The organism is Pusillimonas sp. NJUB218, assembly GCF_003788685.1.
Lineage (GTDB): Bacteria > Pseudomonadota > Gammaproteobacteria > Burkholderiales > Burkholderiaceae_B > Neopusillimonas.
In genome coordinates, this window is sequence record NZ_NQMK01000004.1 from 78,001 (window position 1) to 94,691 (window position 16,691).

General features: G+C 57.9%; 16 protein-coding genes. 9 read left to right on the plus strand and 7 right to left on the minus strand.

What is annotated here, in order from left to right:
• Window position 1: 1 nt before the first annotated feature.
• A complete protein-coding gene (locus CHR62_RS06795; RefSeq protein ID WP_093969312.1) occupies window positions 2-322 on the plus strand; it encodes a cytochrome c in 321 nt (106 codons plus the stop codon).
• A 142-nt stretch (window positions 323-464) separates the two neighbouring features.
• Here CHR62_RS06795 and secF read toward each other — a convergent pair whose 3' ends face one another.
• The 5 genes from secF to queA form a co-directional block, all read right to left on the minus strand.
• Window positions 465-1,406, minus strand: a complete 942-nt coding sequence (gene secF / locus CHR62_RS06800; RefSeq protein ID WP_123660444.1) for a protein translocase subunit SecF — start codon at window positions 1,404-1,406, stop codon at window positions 465-467.
• 36 nt (window positions 1,407-1,442) lie between these two features.
• On the minus strand, window positions 1,443-3,314 hold the full coding sequence (gene secD, locus CHR62_RS06805; protein ID WP_093969310.1) for a protein translocase subunit SecD: 1,872 nt from the start codon (window positions 3,312-3,314) through the stop codon (window positions 1,443-1,445).
• 76 nt (window positions 3,315-3,390) lie between these two features.
• A complete protein-coding gene (gene yajC, locus CHR62_RS06810; RefSeq protein WP_093969309.1) occupies window positions 3,391-3,732 on the minus strand; it encodes a preprotein translocase subunit YajC in 342 nt (113 codons plus the stop codon).
• 49 nt (window positions 3,733-3,781) lie between these two features.
• A complete protein-coding gene (tgt, locus tag CHR62_RS06815; RefSeq protein WP_093969308.1) occupies window positions 3,782-4,918 on the minus strand; it encodes a tRNA guanosine(34) transglycosylase Tgt in 1,137 nt (378 codons plus the stop codon).
• A complete protein-coding gene (gene queA, locus CHR62_RS06820) occupies window positions 4,915-5,961 on the minus strand; it encodes a tRNA preQ1(34) S-adenosylmethionine ribosyltransferase-isomerase QueA (RefSeq protein WP_093969307.1) in 1,047 nt (348 codons plus the stop codon). Before queA ends, tgt begins: the two co-directional genes overlap by 4 nt.
• A 209-nt stretch (window positions 5,962-6,170) precedes the next feature.
• Between queA and dacB the strand changes: the two genes are divergently transcribed.
• The 5 genes from dacB (at window position 6,171) to CHR62_RS06845 (ending at window position 9,622) form a co-directional block, all read left to right on the plus strand.
• Window positions 6,171-7,616 carry a D-alanyl-D-alanine carboxypeptidase/D-alanyl-D-alanine-endopeptidase gene (dacB, locus tag CHR62_RS06825; protein WP_093969306.1) on the plus strand — a complete coding sequence of 482 codons (1,446 nt, stop codon included), beginning with the start codon at window positions 6,171-6,173 and terminating at the stop codon, window positions 7,614-7,616.
• Window positions 7,617-7,742: 126 nt separating this feature from the next.
• A complete protein-coding gene (gene upp, locus CHR62_RS06830) occupies window positions 7,743-8,381 on the plus strand; it encodes a uracil phosphoribosyltransferase (protein WP_093969305.1) in 639 nt (212 codons plus the stop codon).
• Between the two features lie 118 nt (window positions 8,382-8,499).
• Complete coding sequence (locus CHR62_RS06835) at window positions 8,500-8,814, plus strand: YqjD family protein (protein WP_093969304.1); 315 nt, start codon at window positions 8,500-8,502, stop codon at window positions 8,812-8,814.
• Window positions 8,815-8,831: 17 nt separating this feature from the next.
• Entirely contained in the window at window positions 8,832-9,257 is a 426-nt protein-coding gene (locus tag CHR62_RS06840) for a phage holin family protein (protein ID WP_093969303.1), read from the plus strand.
• On the plus strand, window positions 9,254-9,622 hold the full coding sequence (locus CHR62_RS06845) for a hypothetical protein (RefSeq protein WP_123660445.1): 369 nt from the start codon (window positions 9,254-9,256) through the stop codon (window positions 9,620-9,622). Before CHR62_RS06840 ends, CHR62_RS06845 begins: the two co-directional genes overlap by 4 nt.
• On the opposite strand, the gene CHR62_RS06850 is transcribed toward CHR62_RS06845, so the two are convergent.
• Entirely contained in the window at window positions 9,623-11,167 is a 1,545-nt protein-coding gene (locus CHR62_RS06850) for a UbiD family decarboxylase (RefSeq protein ID WP_093969301.1), read from the minus strand.
• A 21-nt stretch (window positions 11,168-11,188) separates the two neighbouring features.
• Between CHR62_RS06850 and CHR62_RS06855 the strand changes: the two genes are divergently transcribed.
• Complete coding sequence (locus tag CHR62_RS06855) at window positions 11,189-12,046, plus strand: lytic transglycosylase domain-containing protein (protein WP_093969300.1); 858 nt, start codon at window positions 11,189-11,191, stop codon at window positions 12,044-12,046.
• A 57-nt stretch (window positions 12,047-12,103) separates the two neighbouring features.
• On the opposite strand, the gene CHR62_RS06860 is transcribed toward CHR62_RS06855, so the two are convergent.
• Window positions 12,104-13,261 (minus strand): pyridoxal phosphate-dependent aminotransferase, encoded by a 1,158-nt coding sequence (locus CHR62_RS06860; RefSeq protein WP_123660446.1) that lies wholly within the window; start codon window positions 13,259-13,261, stop codon window positions 12,104-12,106.
• Window positions 13,262-13,338: 77 nt separating this feature from the next.
• Between CHR62_RS06860 and CHR62_RS06865 the strand changes: the two genes are divergently transcribed.
• Window positions 13,339-14,259, plus strand: a complete 921-nt coding sequence (locus tag CHR62_RS06865; RefSeq protein ID WP_093969298.1) for a hypothetical protein — start codon at window positions 13,339-13,341, stop codon at window positions 14,257-14,259.
• A 110-nt stretch (window positions 14,260-14,369) separates the two neighbouring features.
• Window positions 14,370-16,667 carry an NADP-dependent malic enzyme gene (locus CHR62_RS06870; protein WP_093969297.1) on the plus strand — a complete coding sequence of 766 codons (2,298 nt, stop codon included), beginning with the start codon at window positions 14,370-14,372 and terminating at the stop codon, window positions 16,665-16,667.
• Window positions 16,668-16,691: the final 24 nt, after the last annotated feature.

Consider the following 16,691-nt stretch of genomic DNA (forward strand, 5'->3'; position numbering starts at 1 on the left):
AATGAAATTTGCAGCATTAGTTGCCGCTGCTGCGTTATCCATGGCAGGCGCGCCTGCCATGGCCGACGATGCGCAGTTGGCTCGTGGTAAAGAACTCTTCATGAGCAAGGCTGTACCGGCCTGTGCGGTTTGTCATACATTGGCCGATGCCGGTGCCAGTGGCGCCATTGGTCCTAACCTCGACGAGCTCAAACCTGACGCGGCTCGCGTTATGAAGGCGCTTAAAGAGGGCCTGGGCACCATGCCGTCGTTTGCAGCAACGCTTAACGCCGCTGACATGGAAGCCGTTACGGCCTACGTAGTGCACGCTACGTCTAAGTAAGCTTGGCCTGAAACGCCAATAAAAAAAATGCCCCGGTTTTTGTTAACCGGGGCATTTTTTTGTGTAGTGGTACGCGCGGCGTCAGAACATGCGTAAGCGTGTGTGGCCGCACATTAAACTGAGCGGCACACGACCATAAGAATTAGCCTTCTTCGATTTCTGCTGCAGGGTCGTCTTTTTTGACAGGCTTGACCAGGTCTTCGCGCTTGACGCCCAGCCACATGGCAATAGCGGCTGCCACAAAAACCGACGAATAAATACCGAACCAGATGCCAATGGTAAGCGCCATCGCAAAATAGTGAAGGGTGGGGCCACCAAAAATCAGCATGGAAATCACCATGATTTGCGTCGAACCGTGGGTGATGACGGTTCGGGAAATCGTCTGGGTGATGGCGCCGTCGATGACTTCGCTGACGCTGGCCTTGCGTTGTTTGCGGAAGTTTTCGCGGATGCGGTCCATGATGACGACTGATTCGTTGACCGAGTAACCCAGTACGGCAAGGACACCAGCCAGAACAGCCAGTGAGAATTCCCATTGGAAGAAGGCGAAGACCCCGAGAATAATAACGACGTCGTGCAAGTTGGCGACAACGCCCGCCAATGCGAACTTCCATTCGAACCGCATGGCCAGGTAAATCATGATGCCGATAACCACGCACAGCAGCGCCATAAGACCATTGTTGACCAGTTCCTGGCCGATTTGCGGCCCCACGAACTCGACGCGACGCAATTCGACGTCGGGGCTTTGAACCTTAAGTGCCTCGAAGACGCGTTCGCTTTGTTGGGCGGTGTTCTCGCCTTCGCGCAGGGGCAAGCGTATCAGGACGTCTTGCGACGTACCGAAGTTCTGGACTTGGTAGTCGGTGTAGCCTAGGTCGTTCAGGCTACCGCGGATCTGGTCAAGCTGGGCGGCCTGCTGGTAGTGTGTTTCCATGACTGTGCCGCCGGTAAATTCGATGGACAGATGAAAGCCACGCGTGGCGATAAAGAACACGGCCAGCAAGAATGTGATCAAACTGATGGCGTTCAGCACCAACGCGTGGCGCATGAACGGGATGGTACGGTGAATGCGGAAAAATTCCATGGTGTCGTTGCCTGATACTTAAGTTGCTGGGGGCGCTTAGTCTTGTTTCGGCTTCCAGATTTGGCCGATGGAAATGCTTTGCAGCTTGCGTTTGCGCCCGTACCACAGGTTGGCCAGCGCACGTACGCCCACCACCGAAGAGAACATTGACGTCAGAATACCGATGCAGTGAACGACGGCGAACCCGCGTACCGGACCCGAGCCGAAGGCCAGCAGGGCCAGACCCACGATAAGGGTGGTCAGGTTGGAGTCGAGAATTGTTGCCCAGGCGCGTTCGAAACCTTGATGAATGGCCTGTTGCGGCGGTAGCCCGGCCCGAAGCTCTTCGCGGATACGTTCGTTGATAAGTACGTTGGAGTCGATAGCCATGCCTAGCGTAAGGGCAATAGCCGCAATACCGGGTAGGGTTAGCGTAGCTTGCAGCATCGACAGCGCTGCCAGCAAGAGCAATACGTTGAAGGTCAGGCCTAGCGTAGAGAAAATGCCGAACAGGTGGTAATAGACCATGATGAACAGGGCCAGGGCAATAAACCCGTACAGGGTCGAGTAAAAGCCCATCTTGATGTTTTCGGCACCGAGGCTAGGGCCAATGGTGCGTTCTTCGATGATGTTCATGGGCGCTGCCAGCGAGCCGGCGCGCAGCAGCAGGGCTATGTCGGCCGCTTCCTGGGCATTCATGCTGCCGGTAATTTGTACCTGACCCCCGGGGATTTCGCTGCGAATGACGGGGGCGGTGACGACCTGGCCTTTGCCTTTCTCGAACAGCAGAATGGCCATGCGTTTATTGATGTTGTCGCGGGTGACATCGCGGAAAATACGCGCGCCCTTGGCGTCGAGCGTCAGGTTGACTGAAGGCTGTTGCGTTTGCTGGTCTCGGCCAGGCTGGGCGTCTTGAAGATTTTCGCCGGTAAGAATAACCTGGCGGCGCAGCAGCAGAGGGCGCCCGTTGGTGTCTTCGAAGCGTTCTAGCCCGAACGGTACAGTACCCGCAGCAAGTGCGTTTTGGGCCGACTGCGAGTCTTCAACCATACGGATTTCGAGTGTTGCTGTGCGACCCAGGATTTCTTTGGCCTTGGCAACATCTTGAACGCCGGGCAACTGAACAACGATACGATCGGCGCCTTGTTGCTGAATGACCGGTTCGGCCACACCCAGTTCGTTAATACGGTTATGTAGCGTGGTGATGTTTTGCTTTAGGGCGTTGTTCTGAACTTCGGTAATAGCGGTTTCGGTCAGGCGGCCGGTCAGCACTTCGGTGCTACCGGCAGTAGAAGCCGTGAAGGCCATTTCTGGCAGACGGCTGCGCAAGGTCGTCAGGGCGCTGTCGCGCGCCTGGGCGTTGGCAAAACGTGCAACAACCGACAGGCCTTCGCGCTCTATGCCGGAGTTTTCGACGCGATTTTCGCGCAAAATTGTACGTACGTCGTTTGACAGGGCATCGTAGCGGCCGGTCAGGGCGCCTTGCATGTCGACTTGCAACAAGAAGTGCACGCCACCGCGCAGGTCGAGGCCCAGGTACATAGGGTTGGCGCCCAGGGCAGTCAGCCAATCGGGCGATGCAGACAGCAAGTTAAGGGCGACGGTGTAGCTGGGGTCGGCTGGGTTGGGGTTAAAGGCTTTTTCCAGGACGTCGCGTGCCTTGAGCTGGGTGTCGGTCGAATCGAAGCGGATACGAACGGCCCCCACCGGGCCATTTTGTTCGAAATAGGCGCCCGTGGCGTTGATGCCCTCGGCGCGCAAGACGTCTTGGGCCCGCTGAAGCGTACCCATATCGACTTTCACCGATGTTTTCGCACCTGCAATCTGGACGGCCGGAGATTCACCGAAAAAATTGGGCAGCGTGTAGATAAACCCGATGATGACGGCGGCCAGGACGATCAGGTACTTCCAGAGAGGATAGCGATTCATGGTGAGTCGGTGATTAAGACATGAACGAGCCCCGGCGCATTAAAGAATGGCCGGGGCGACGATAGGCGCAATGCGCTTAAAGCGATTTGATGGTGCCCTTGGGCAGCACCGAAGTGACGGAGGCTCGCTGCAACAGTACTTCGACGGGCTTCTCGGCCAACGAGGAGACTTCGATGGTGATATAGCTGTCGGTGACTTTGGTGACTTTACCCAGCAGGCCGCCGGACGTGATGACCTCGTCGCCTTTGGCCAGATTGGCCACCAGGTTGCGGTGCTCTTTCTGACGCTTCATTTGGGGGCGAATCATCAGGAAGTACAGGATCACGAACATCAGGATGATGGGCAGCATACCCATCAGGGCGTTACCTTCGGCGGGGGCCTGGGCGATGATCTGTACAAGTGTGTCTGTGGCGGACATTCAATGACTCCTGGGAATAAAGTTAATTTTCTATTGTAGCGATATCTGGCTAGCTGATGCCCCGGGCACGATCTTCGTGAAATTTCGCTTTCCATTGGGCAAATGTACCGGCTTCTATGGCTGCTCGCATTTCGGCCATTATCTTTAAGTAAAAGTGCAGATTGTGCAAGGTGTTCAAGCGGGAACCGGTGATTTCATTTGCTTTTTGCAGGTGGTGCAGGTAGGCGCGTGAAAAGTGTGTGCAGGTGTGGCAGTCGCAGCTGGGGTCGAGCGGGCGGGTGTCGTCCCGATAGCGGGCATTACGGATCTTAATGTCGCCGTAGCGTGTGAACAGCCAGCCGTTGCGAGCGTTACGGGTGGGCATGACGCAATCGAACATGTCAACGCCCTGGCTCACGCCTTCGACCAGGTCTTCGGGTGTGCCTACGCCCATCAGGTAGCGCGGCGCGTTTTCGGGCAGCCGCGGGGCGACGTGCGCCAGAATGCGCATCATGTCTTCTTTGGGTTCGCCGACAGACAAGCCACCAATGGCATAACCATGAAAACCGATGTCGACCAGCCCGGCTAAAGACTCGTCGCGTAACGACTCGAACATGCCGCCTTGCACAATGCCGAACAGCGCATTGGGGTTTTCGAGCTGATTGAACGCATCGCGTGAGCGTTTGGCCCACCGTAAAGACATGCGCATCGACCGCGCAGCTTCTTCTGCCGTGGCGGGGCGTCCGTCAATGGTGTAGGGGGTGCACTCGTCAAACACCATGGCTATGTCGGAGTTGAGCGAGCGCTGGATGCGCATGGACTCTTCGGGGGTAAGGAATAGGCGCGCGCCATCAATGGGCGAGGCGAACTTCACCCCTTCTTCGGTAATTTTGCGCAAGCCGTTCAGGCTGAATACCTGAAACCCACCCGAATCGGTCAGGATGGGCTTGGGCCATTGCATGAATCCATGCAGGCCACCGTGCTTTTCCATGATTTCGGTGCCCGGGCGCAACCACAAATGAAAGGTGTTGCCCAGCACAATCTGCGCGCCGATGTCGTCGAGCTCGTGCGGCAGCATGGCTTTAACGCTGCCATAGGTGCCCACGGGCATGAAAATTGGGGTCTGAACAACCCCGTGGTTAAGCGTGATTTGGCCGCGGCGTGCCTGGCCGTCGGTGTGGAGCAGTTTGAAATTTAGGCCGGTCATGAGTGTGGGCTTTCGATGAGCATGGCATCGCCGTAGCTGAAGAAACGGTAACGCTGGGTGACGGCGTGCGCATACGCCTGACGGATAGGTTCGATACCCGCCAGTGCCGACACCAGCATCATGAGCGTCGAGCGCGGCAGATGGAAGTTGGTGATCAGGGCGTCGACCAGTTGAAAGGTGTAGCCCGGCGTGATGAAAAGATTGGTGTCGCCGGTCAGGCTGTTGTTGTGGCGGTCTGACGCCAGCAGTGCAGCGGCGGACTCGAGCGCGCGGACACTGGTAGTGCCTACCGCAATGACGCGTCCCCCCTTGGCTCGTGCCTGGCGTATGCGTGCAATGACGTCTGCGTCGACACTGAAGCGTTCGTAGTGCATGACGTGTTCGCTGATTTTGTCTACCCGTACGGGCTGGAACGTACCCGCGCCGACATGAAGTGTGACGTAGCACTGCCCGATACCGGCGCTGGCCAGCTGGTCGAGCATGGGTTGGTCGAAGTGCAGCCCGGCGGTTGGTGCCGCGACGGCGCCAGGTTGCTGGGCGTACACCGTTTGATAGCGCTCGTCGTCTTCGTTGTCTGCTGCGTGCTCGATATAGGGGGGGAGCGGTGTCGCGCCGTAATGCTCAAGCAGCGTTAGTGCGTCTTCGGGAAACTCGACTTCGAAAAGCTCGCCTTGGCGACCCGTTACTGTCATGGTGAACGCGTCGGCGATGCGCAGCCGGGTGCCCGGCTTTGGCGACTTGCTGGCTTTGATGTGAGCCAGTCCCCGGTTGATGTCTGTGATGCGTTCAATCAGCAGTTCGACCTTGCCGCCGCTTTCTTTGTGGCCGCGCAGCCGGGCCTTGATGACTTTGGTATTGTTGAATACCAGCAGGTCATTGGGGCGCAGCAAGTCGGGCAGGTCGGTAAATTGCCGGTCGTGCAGCTGGCTGGCTTTGTCGAGGTGCAGCAAGCGGCTAGCGGTGCGTTCGGCCGCCGGCTTTTGGGCAATCAGTTCGGGGGGGAGCTCGTAATCGAACGCCGCCAGGTCAAGGTCGTGTGTCACGTAATGGCGCAAAGAAAAGCGTTGTTTTTAATACCGGGGCAAACCACGGGGTGGGGTGTGTGCCGGGGCAAGGGTAACCCACTATTTTAAGCGCTTGTGTCAAAATTGCAGTTGGGCCAACTGGGCGGTTAGTTCCGTCGGTTCGCATAAGGGTAAAACCGGCTCGGTTTTATGACGGTGGGGTATCAGGCATGGTTTCAGGGGTAGTCATGGCGAGTTCAGCCAAATGGCGTGGTTTTCGATCGGTGTCTTCATGGGCAGGGGCGCTGGCCTTGGCGCTTATGGCTGGCGCGGCCTTCGGGCAGGGGCTGCCGCCCGAGCTCCAGCAGGCGTGGCGTGCAACGCGGCTTGCCGAAGCCGAAGTGTCCATTGTGGTGCAGGAACTCAATGGTCCGCGGTTGGTATCTATTAATGCTGATCAGGCTCGCAACCCTGCGTCGGTCATGAAAATGGTCACGACCTGGACAGCGCTTTCAGGATTGGGGCCCGAATATCGCTGGCGCACGGCGTTTTTTGCTGATGGCGACGGCCGGCCCGACGCCCAAGGTACCCTCAAAGGGCCGCTATATCTCAAAGCGGGCGGTGATCCTTTCTTAACTGTCCAAGAGCTTTGGTCACTGTTGCGCGAGCTTCGGCTGCGCGGCATTAAAAACTTGTCGGAAGTCGTTGTTGATCGATCCCTGTTTGGCCGTGTTGCCATCGATACCGGCGCCTTCGACAATGCACCCGATCGCCCTTACAACGCCAGTCCAGATGCGTTGATGGTGGGGCTGGGCGCGGTCCGTTTGTCGTTCCAGCCCGATCCGGTCGCTCGGAAATGGGTGACGGTAATCGATCCGCCTTCTCGCGACATCCGGGTTGTGGGAGAGGTCGCATGGACAGATCAAGTGTGTCCGGGCTCACCTCGCGTGGGGGCGGTTGTCGTGCCTGCCGGTAACGGGGCCACAATCCAGGTCTCGGGCGCTGCAGCCGGCTCGTGTGGCGAGTTCAGTGTGTACCGCGTTGCGCTCACGCAGCCAGCGCACTTCGAAACCTTATTCCGGTCATTGTGGTCCGAGCTTGGCGGCACTTTGGGTAAAGGGTTTCGAGATGGCGTTACGCCATCCCGCGCGGCATTGGTGGCATGGCATGACTCCGAAACCTTGTCGGACACTATCCGGCATGTGAACAAGTACAGCAATAATGTGATGGCGCGGACGCTGCTACTGACTCTCGGAGCCGAACAGTTGGGCAACGGGGCGACACCCCAACGCGGGGCCCAGGCCGCTGAGGCCGTCTTGCGCGAACAGGGTGTCGATACGCGCGGCTGGCTGATCGACAACGGCGCGGGCCTGTCGCGCGAGGCCCGGCTGACGGCCAATGGTCTGGCGCAAATGCTGACGGCTGCCTGGAATTCGCCCATGATGCCGGAGTTCATGTCGTCGCTGGCTATTGTCGGTGTTGACGGTACGGTGCGACGCCGTTTGCGGTCCGACGAAGCCCGGGGGCGTGCCCATCTGAAAACCGGCACTTTGCGCGACGTGCGAGCGGTGGCGGGTTATGTTCTGGGGGCCAGCGGTAAGCGATACTTAATAATCAGCATGGCCAATGGCGAGCGCGCTACGGCTATCCGGCCGTTCGACGATGCGTTAATCAGTTGGCTCAGCGAACGGTGATCAGGGCATCGTCCGATCGATTTGCCCTTCGATATTAGTGATGGGCTGGGGTGGTTGCCAACGGTCGCTGGTAAACGCATTAAACTTTCACAAAACGATTACCGATATTTATTGCAGGAAGCTGTTATGCCCATCCATGAAATTCGCCACCCCCTGATTCGTCACAAACTGGGCTTGATGCGTCGTGCCGATTTAAGCACTAAAAATTTCCGTGAAATGTCGCAAGAAATTGCGGCGCTGCTTACCTACGAGGCGACCAAAGATCTGCCCCTGGAGCCTAACCAGGTTCAGGGGTGGTGCGGCGAAATCGAAGTCGAGAAACTTGCCGGAAAAAAAGTGACCGTGGTCCCTATTTTGCGCGCGGGCATCGGTATGCTCGATGGCGTGTTAACGCTGGTGCCGGGTGCGAAGGTCAGCGCTGTGGGCATTGCCCGCAACGAGGAAACCCTTCAGGCGCAAACTTACCTTGAGCGTCTGGCCGGCTCTCTTGAGCAGCGCCTGGCACTGATTGTCGACCCCATGCTGGCCACGGGCGGTTCGATGGTGGCCACCATCGATATGCTTAAAAAGGCGGGTGCGGTCAATATCCGTGCTCTGGTGCTGGTGGCGGCCCCCGAAGGCATCAAGGCCGTCGAAACCTCCCACCCCGACGTGCATATTTACACCGCGTCCATCGATAGTCATCTTAACGAAGATGGCTATATTATTCCGGGCTTGGGCGACGCCGGTGACCGCATTTTTGGCACTCGCCAGAAAGAAGACTGACGCCAAAACACGGGTATGACAATTAAGCTTTTTTGCCGGCCTTTAACAATTGTCAATTTTTTGCGGCCCGATTGCGTTAGTATGAAGACTGATACACAACCTTTCCAAGGAGAGTTTCATGGCTAAGAATGATTTGAAAGCGCAAGAAGAAGAGTTCATCGACAGCGTCAAAGACAGTCTCGACGACGCTGAAAAATTGCTGCGCGAAGCTGCGCAGGCAACCGGTGACAAGGCCACCGAATTGCGTGAGCGTGCCATGCTCTCGTTGCGTCGCACCCGCGAAGCCCTTTACGACACTCAAGATGCCATGCTCGAACGCGGCCGCCGTGCTGCCCGCGTTACCGACGAATACGTTCACGACAACCCCTGGCAGGCTATTGGTATTGCCGGCCTGACTGGCTTGCTGATCGGCATGCTCATCAGCCGCCGCTAAGCCGGACGTCGCGCCTTATGGCATTACGTCAGTCCGTCAGCGATCTGTCCGTAACGTTTCTTTCGGCAGTTCGCACCCGCCTCGAACTTTTTTCCCTCGAGGCGGCCGAACAGCGCGCCCGTCTGGTCAGCATGCTGGCCATGGCGTTCGGCGCGCTGGTGTGTCTTACGCTGGCCTTATTTGTTTTTACGTTGCTCGTAGCGCTGTATTTTTGGCCTACCGAATACCGCTACATGGCCCTGGGTGTGCTGGCGCTGCTTTACGCTATCGCCGGGGGCGGTCTTTTGTGGGCGGTACGTCATGCGCTGGTTAATGGTCCGCCGCCTTTCTCCGCCACCCTCGACGAACTTCGCCGCGATGCCGATTTGCTGGTTCGGGTGCGTGAACCCGCCCGTACTTCGACTGACAGCGACACCTCCGACCGTTTGCAGGGGGGGCTATGAGCAAGCGTATGTCTCGCGCCGAGGCCCGTGAATTACGTATCGAGCTCTTGCGTGCGCGTGCCGCTATCGAGCGTCAAAATTTACGCAAGTATTCGGCGGGCTTGGTCAACGATCTGTCGCCGGGCAATTTGGTGCGCGGTGTTTTGCCGCGCGGCCTGGGTGAGGGCGGGGCCAGTAACCTGCTGATGCAGGGAGTGGGGCTGTTGACGCGTTATCCGTTTCTGGTGTCTAGCGTTACAGGTCTGTTGTCGGGCCGCGGGCGTGGCAAAGCTGGCAAGCGGCTATTCCGGGCGCTGTTGGGCGGCTTGCTGGGTTGGCAAGCCTTGCGCATGGCCCGGCGCAACAAAACGTCGGGCGCTGACTAATTACAGACCCAACTGCCCCCACATGGCGTCGACCCGTTTTTTTACATCGTCATCCATGGCAATAGGTACGCCCCATTCGCGCTGGGTTTCACCAGGCCATTTGTTGGTGGCGTCCAGGCCCATTTTGCCGCCCAAGCCCGATACGGGCGAGGCAAAGTCCAGGTAATCAATCGGTGTGTTTTCGACCAGGACCGTGTCACGTACCGGGTCCATACGCGTGGTCATGGCCCACACTACCTCTTGCCAATTGCGGGTGTCGATGTCCTCATCGACCACCACAATGAATTTGGTGTACATGAACTGACGTAACACGCTCCACAGGCCAAACATGACCCGTTTGGCGTGGCCAGGGTACTGTTTACGTATCGACACCACCGCCAGACGATAACTGCAGCCTTCAGGCGGCAAATAAAAATCGACAATCTCGGGAAGTTGGCGTTTGAGGAGCGGTACGAACACTTCGTTCAGGGCGACGCCCAATACAGCTGGCTCGTCTGGGGGTTTGCCGGTGTAGGTGCTGTGGTAAGTCGGGTTGCGCCGCATGGTGATGCGCTCGACGGTAAATACCGGAAACCAGTCTTGTTCGTTGTAGTAGCCGGTGTGGTCGCCGTAAGGCCCCTCGAGTGCCATTTCGTAGGCGGCGCCTTTGGGTGGGGTGACGCCGTCTGGAACAGACAACGGCATGGCATCAGGGTGGTCGGCCGGCAAGATGTGACCTTCGAGCACAATTTCGGCGTAAGCCGGTACCGACAGATCACTGCCAATGGCTTTGGTCAGCTCGGTGCGCGACCCGCGCAACAGACCCGCAAATTGATACTCTGACAGGCTGTCAGGTACCGGCGTCACGGCCCCCAGGATGGTGGCGGGGTCTGTGCCCAGCGCTACGGCAATCGGAAACGGTTTGCCTGGGTTGGCCAGGGCGTGATCACGGAAATCGAGGGCACCGCCCCGGTGCGATAGCCACCGCATAATGAGCTTGTTGCGTCCGACGAGCTGTTGGCGGTATATACCCAGGTTTTGCCGCTTGGCGTTAGGGCCCCGGGTAATGACCAGCCCCCAGGTTAACAATGGGGCAACGTCGCCTGGCCAGCAGTGCTGCAGGGGGATGTCGTTCAGGTTGACGTCTTTGCCTTCCAGAACAATGTCGTGGCACGGAGCGCCTTTGACATTTTTGGGGCTCATGTCCCAAAGCGCCGACTTGAGCATCGATACCTTAGCCAAGGCGTCTCGCAGTCCTTTAGGGGCCTCGGGCTCGCGTAGCGATGCCAGCAGTTCGCCAATATCCCGCAGTGCGCCGACGTCTTCAGCACCCATGCCCAAGGCTACCCGACGGGGTGTGCCGAACAAGTTGGCCAGCACCGGCATTTTGGCAGGTGCATTGTTGTGCGTTGCGTTTTCGAACAGCAAGGCTGGCCCTTGGTCGCGTAAAACCCGGTCGCTGATTTCCGTCATTTCGAGTTTGGTGGAAACAGCAGCCTTGATGCGCTTGAGTTCGCCATTGGCTTCCAGTTGCGTTATAAAGTCGCGTAAGTCACGATATTTCAAAAGACTCTCCAGGCAAGGCCCATGGTGCAAATCAATTCGGGTGCGGCGCTTGGCCGTGCGTTTCGAAGTTTACGACATCAGCTCAGCGAGCTGGTGCACGTGTGCGCGGTTTATTTGGGTCTTGCTGCACTGGTTACGTTTGCGCTTAGCATGACGGTGCCCGCGTTGCGCGAGCAAACCCGGCAGGTACACACCGCGCTGTTGTCCAGTTTACGTCCGGCCGCCTTGCAAGACGACCTGTTGGCCGAGCCCGGCCGCGTGTTTTCCGTTGATCGTTTGTTAGGGCAGTATCAATCTGGCGAAGCTAAGCCGCCAGTTGTCGACGGCGAGGTTGCGGCGCAGGGGCCGGGCCAACCCTCGATCGATCAGCCGTTTTCCCAGGTGTTGGCCGATGTCGACTCTTATGCCATTCCTGGCGTCAGCCGCGCTCAAAGTCAGGCACTGCGCAGCTACATAGCGCGTAAGTATCGTATTGCCCATAAGGCGGCAGGGGTACTCATTCAAAATGTTTTCAGTGTGGCTCGCGAACTCGACCTCGACCCTCAGTTGGTGCTTGCAGTCATTGCCATCGAGTCGCGCTACAACCCGTTTGCCGAAAGCCACGTCGGGGCGCAAGGCCTGATGCAGGTCATGCCAAGGGTGCACAAAGACAAATTTGAAGAGTTTGCCGAGGGGGTTGATGCCGCCTTGAATCCGTTGGCCAATATCCAGGTCGGTACCAAAATCTTGTACGACTGCATCAAGCGTCGTGGTTCGGTGCAAGGCGGGTTGGCGTGTTATGTGGGCGCTACCGGCCCCAACGATGGTGGCTACGGCGCCAAAGTACTGGCCGAACGACGTCGAATCGCTCTGGCTTCGGGTATACCCGTCGAACAGTAGTGCCACCGCACCGGCCCGGCGTGAATGCCGACCGATACGGCCGGTGCCGCGCCTGGGTTAACCCAAAAACTTCCGCATCCGGTCGACGGCTTCCTCAAGGCGATCGAGCCCCAACGTATACGAAAACCGCAGCATACGATTGGCATGAAACGGTCCGAAGTCGCGCCCGGGTACGGCGGCGACGTGCGCCTGTTTTAAAAGGCGCTGAGAAAAGTCTTCGCTGTCGGTGCTGTGCTGGCTGATATCGGCATAGATATAAAACGCGCCATCAGGCGTTACCGGCACATGTAGCCCCAGTTGTTCGAGCTGTGGCAACAGGTAATCGCGTCGCTGCTGAAAAGATAGGCGGCGGTTTTCGTAGATGTGCATGACGTCGGGCTCGAAGCAGGTCAGGGCTGCATGTTGCGCCAGACTGGGGGCGCAGATGGTCAAGCTGGCCGCCAGGCGGTCGACGGCTTCGATCATGTCGGGCGGGATAATCATCCAGCCCAGTCGCCAGCCGGTCATGTGAAAATACTTCGAAAAACTGTTGATAATGATGATGTCGTCATCAAGCACTAATGCACTTTGCGGACGATCGCCGTAATACAACCCCAAGTAGATTTCATCCATGATGATGAATCCGCCGTGGCGGCGCACTTCGGCGACCAGTGCTTTCAGTTCGTCGGGTGCGATGCGCGTGCCGGTGGGGTTGCTGGGTGATGCGATCAGTACACCACGTGTGGCCGGCCCCCAATGACGGCGGACATCGTCAGCCGACAGCTGAAAACGTTGTTCGGGGGTTGAGGGTATCAAGCGCGGAATACCGCCAGCGCTGATGATGAAATTCTGGTTGGCCGGGTAGGACGGGTCGGGCAGCAACACCTCGTCGCCCGGGTTGATCAGCGCCATGGCGGCCAGCATTAGTGCGCCCGATGCGCCGGCGGTAATGACCACGCGCGATGCGTCGACAGGCGCCCCGAAAGCGGCGCCGTAATATTGCGCAATGGCTTCGCGTAGCGCGCTCAGGCCCAGCGGCGGTGTGTACCCCGAAAGCCCGGCCGCTGAAGCGCGGTTCAGCGTGTCGAGTACTGGGCCGGGTGCGGTGAAGTCGGGCTCGCCAATGCCCAGACTGATAACGTCGTGCCCTTGGGCATTAAGGGCGTTGGCTTGCTTGAATAATTCGACGGCGTAGAATGGCAAAACTGCGTTGCATCGCTGGGCCAGATGAGGCATTTTGGGTCTCTGTAGTAGGCGCTGAATCGGGTCAAGGCATTATTAAATCTCATAAAGCGGTACAAAGGAAATCAGCAATGGAGTCTTCATCCCGTCGGGCATTTTTTACGGGGCGTCGTGTTGCAAAAACGGCCTGGGGCCAGTTCAGTCAGCGTTTGCGCCGGGTGGTGGGCGGTACGTTTTACGACGATGGCGAATACGACGGTTATGGTCGGGGGCGCCTGGTGGTTCAGGGTGTGGCCGATGCGCGTCATGCGCGCGAGCTTTGCGCCGAGTACGGCATCATCATGGTGCTTGATGGTATTGATTACCCGACGTTGCCGGTTGGCCAGTCCGTATTGCGCATCGACCCCGGCCGCGAAATGACCCAATGTCAGCCCATGCCCGACGCGCAGCACCTGTGGTTTGTTCAGCCGGGTTGCTTGGTGGGCGAGTTACAGCAAGCGGGCTTGCGACAGTTCGATTCGTTTCCCAGTTATTTGTCGGTCGCGGCGTGTATCGCCGACCGCACCCTGATGAACTGGCCGACAGGCCAAACCTGGCGATCGGGCCTGTCGTTGGCATCAGTGGTGCTTGCCGATGGCACCACCGGGGTGCTCGGGCCTTTTGGTGCCGACAACAAACAGCCGCTGGGCAGTCTGACGCTGCAAAGCCTGGTGCCGCAGCTGTTTCGTCTGGCCGCCGACGCGCCTGCCCGCGAATGCGCCGAAAGCCAATACTGGCCGGGTCGGTATCGTCTTGATGCGCTCATGCCTGAGCCGGGGCGGGTATTGAATTTGTCGCACTTGTTGTTGGGGCATGGCGGCGACCTGGCGTGGGTCGACTGGATGGTCTTCGAGGCGTTGAGCGACCCGGTTTCTCCGCCGGTACTTAAAGACTGGGGCAAACAAGCCGGCGAACCTGGCGATCATTGGTATACCGCGCAGGGGCTTGATCTTCAGATCAAAGGCATGTTCGACCCCTGTGGTATTTTTCCCCATCCGGGTCAGGACCTCTGATATTTTTATTACGGGTTCTGCGTAATAATCCTCGCCAACGCCCCGGCGTCGCGAAAGCGGGGCTAGAATGGGAACCCGTCATTCTTCGTTCATTCTGGTAAAGATCTATCATGGAAGAAAATCTGCGCAAAGCGGCCCTCGAGTACCACGAGAAAGGTCGCCCCGGCAAAATCGCTGTCACACCCACAAAACAGCTCTCAAACCAGCGCGACCTGATGCTGGCTTACTCGCCGGGGGTGGCTGCCGCCTGCGAAGAAATCGTAGCCGACCCGCAAAATGCGCATCGCTATACGGCGCGTGGCAATTTGGTCGGGGTCATCACCAACGGTACTGCGGTGTTAGGTTTGGGCAATATCGGTGCACTGGCGTCCAAGCCGGTCATGGAAGGTAAAGCCGTACTGTTCAAGAAATTTGCCGGCATCGATGTCTTCGACATCGAAATCAACGAATCCGACCCAGACAAACTCGTCAACATCATCGCTGGTCTCGAGCCTACATTTGGTGGCATCAACCTTGAAGACATCAAGGCGCCCGAATGCTTCGAGGTCGAACGCAAGTTACGCGAGCGCATGAGCATTCCGGTGTTTCACGACGACCAGCACGGTACAGCCATTTGCGTCGCTGCAGCCTTTATTGGCGCGCTCAGCGTGGTAAACAAAAAGATTGATCAGGTCAAGGTCGTGGTGTCCGGCGCTGGTGCGGCCGCGCTGGCCTGTCTCGATCTGATGGTCGACCTGGGGCTGCCCGTGTCCAATATCTGGGTGTCCGATATCGAAGGCGTTGTGTACAAGGGCCGTACCACGTTAATGGACCCCGAAAAAGCGCGGTACGCGCAAGATACCGATGCTCGTAAATTGGGCGATGTCATTGGTGATGCCGATGTATTTCTAGGTTTGTCGGCCGGGGGCGTACTTAAGCCCGACATGGTCAAACGCATGGCCGCCGACCCCATTATCCTGGCATTGGCCAACCCCAATCCCGAAATTCTTCCTGATGACGCGCACGCAGTGCGTGACGATGTCGTGATGGCTACCGGCCGTTCCGACTATCCCAACCAGGTCAACAACGTATTGTGCTTCCCGTATATTTTCCGGGGGGCGCTCGATGTCGGTGCCACAACCATTACCCGCGGCATGGAAAAAGCCGCGGTGTATGCCATTGCGGCCTTGGCCCAAGAAGAGCAAAACGACGTCGTGGCAGCCGCTTATGGCACCTATGGCGTGTCGTTTGGCCGCGAATACCTCATTCCCAAACCTTTCGACCCACGCCTGATTTTGCGTATTGCCCCTGCGGTTGCCAAAGCAGCGATGGATGACGGTGTGGCTACGCGCCCCATCGAAGACTTCGAAGCTTATGCCGAGCAGTTGCAACAGTTCATGTACCGCTCAGGTTCCTTCATGAAGCCGATGTTCTCGGCGGCAAAAGCCATGGTGCGCGACGGTGGCAAGGCGCGCATTGTCTTTACCGAAGGCGAAGACGAACGCGTGTTGCGTGCGGTTCAGATTATTGTCGACGAGAAACTGGCCAAGCCAATTTTGGTGGGGCGTCCCGACGTGCTCGAGGCCCGCATCAAGCGGTTTAACTTGCGGCTCAAACTTGGCGAGAATGTCGAAGTCACTAACCCCGACTGGGACGAGCGCTTCCACACATACTGGACAGCTTACTGGGAAATGATGTGTCGTCGCGGTGTCAGCAAAGAAATGGCGCGCGTCGAAATGCGTCGCCGCCTGACCCTGATTGGCGCCATGATGGTTCGTATGGGCGACGCCGACGGCATGATTTGCGGCACAGTGGGCTCGTATGCCGATCACCTGCGTTTTATCGATGAAGTCATCGGGAAGGCGCCGGGGGCAAATACCTACGCGGCCATGAATATTCTGCTGTTGTCCGAACGTACGGTCGCTTTAGCTGATACGCACGTCAACGACGATCCAACAGCCGAGCAGATTGCCGAAATCACGATCGCGGCGGCCCAGCAGATGCGTCGTGTCAATATCGAACCTAAAATCGCGCTGTTGTCGCGGTCTAATTTCGGTACGGGCAGTTCGTCGTCAGGCGGCAAAATGCGTCGTGCGCTCGAACTGGTCCACGAACACGCGCCCGATCTTGAGGTCGATGGCGAAATGCATGGCGATTGCGCGCTTGACGAGTCTCTGCGCGAGCGTATTCTGCCGTCCACAACCCTGAAAGGGGCAGCCAATTTGTTGATTTGTCCCAACGTCGACTCAGGAAATATTGCTTACAACTTGCTGAAAACAGCGGCGGGTGGCAATGTGGCAGTAGGACCGTTCTTGTTGGGTGCAAATGCACCGGTTCACATCCTGACATCAAGCTCAACTGTTCGCCGTATCGTCAACATGACGGCAATGGCCGTTGTCGATGCCAACACCCGGGGTTTGACTAAGTAATGCGTTTTAACTATTTGTCAGAGG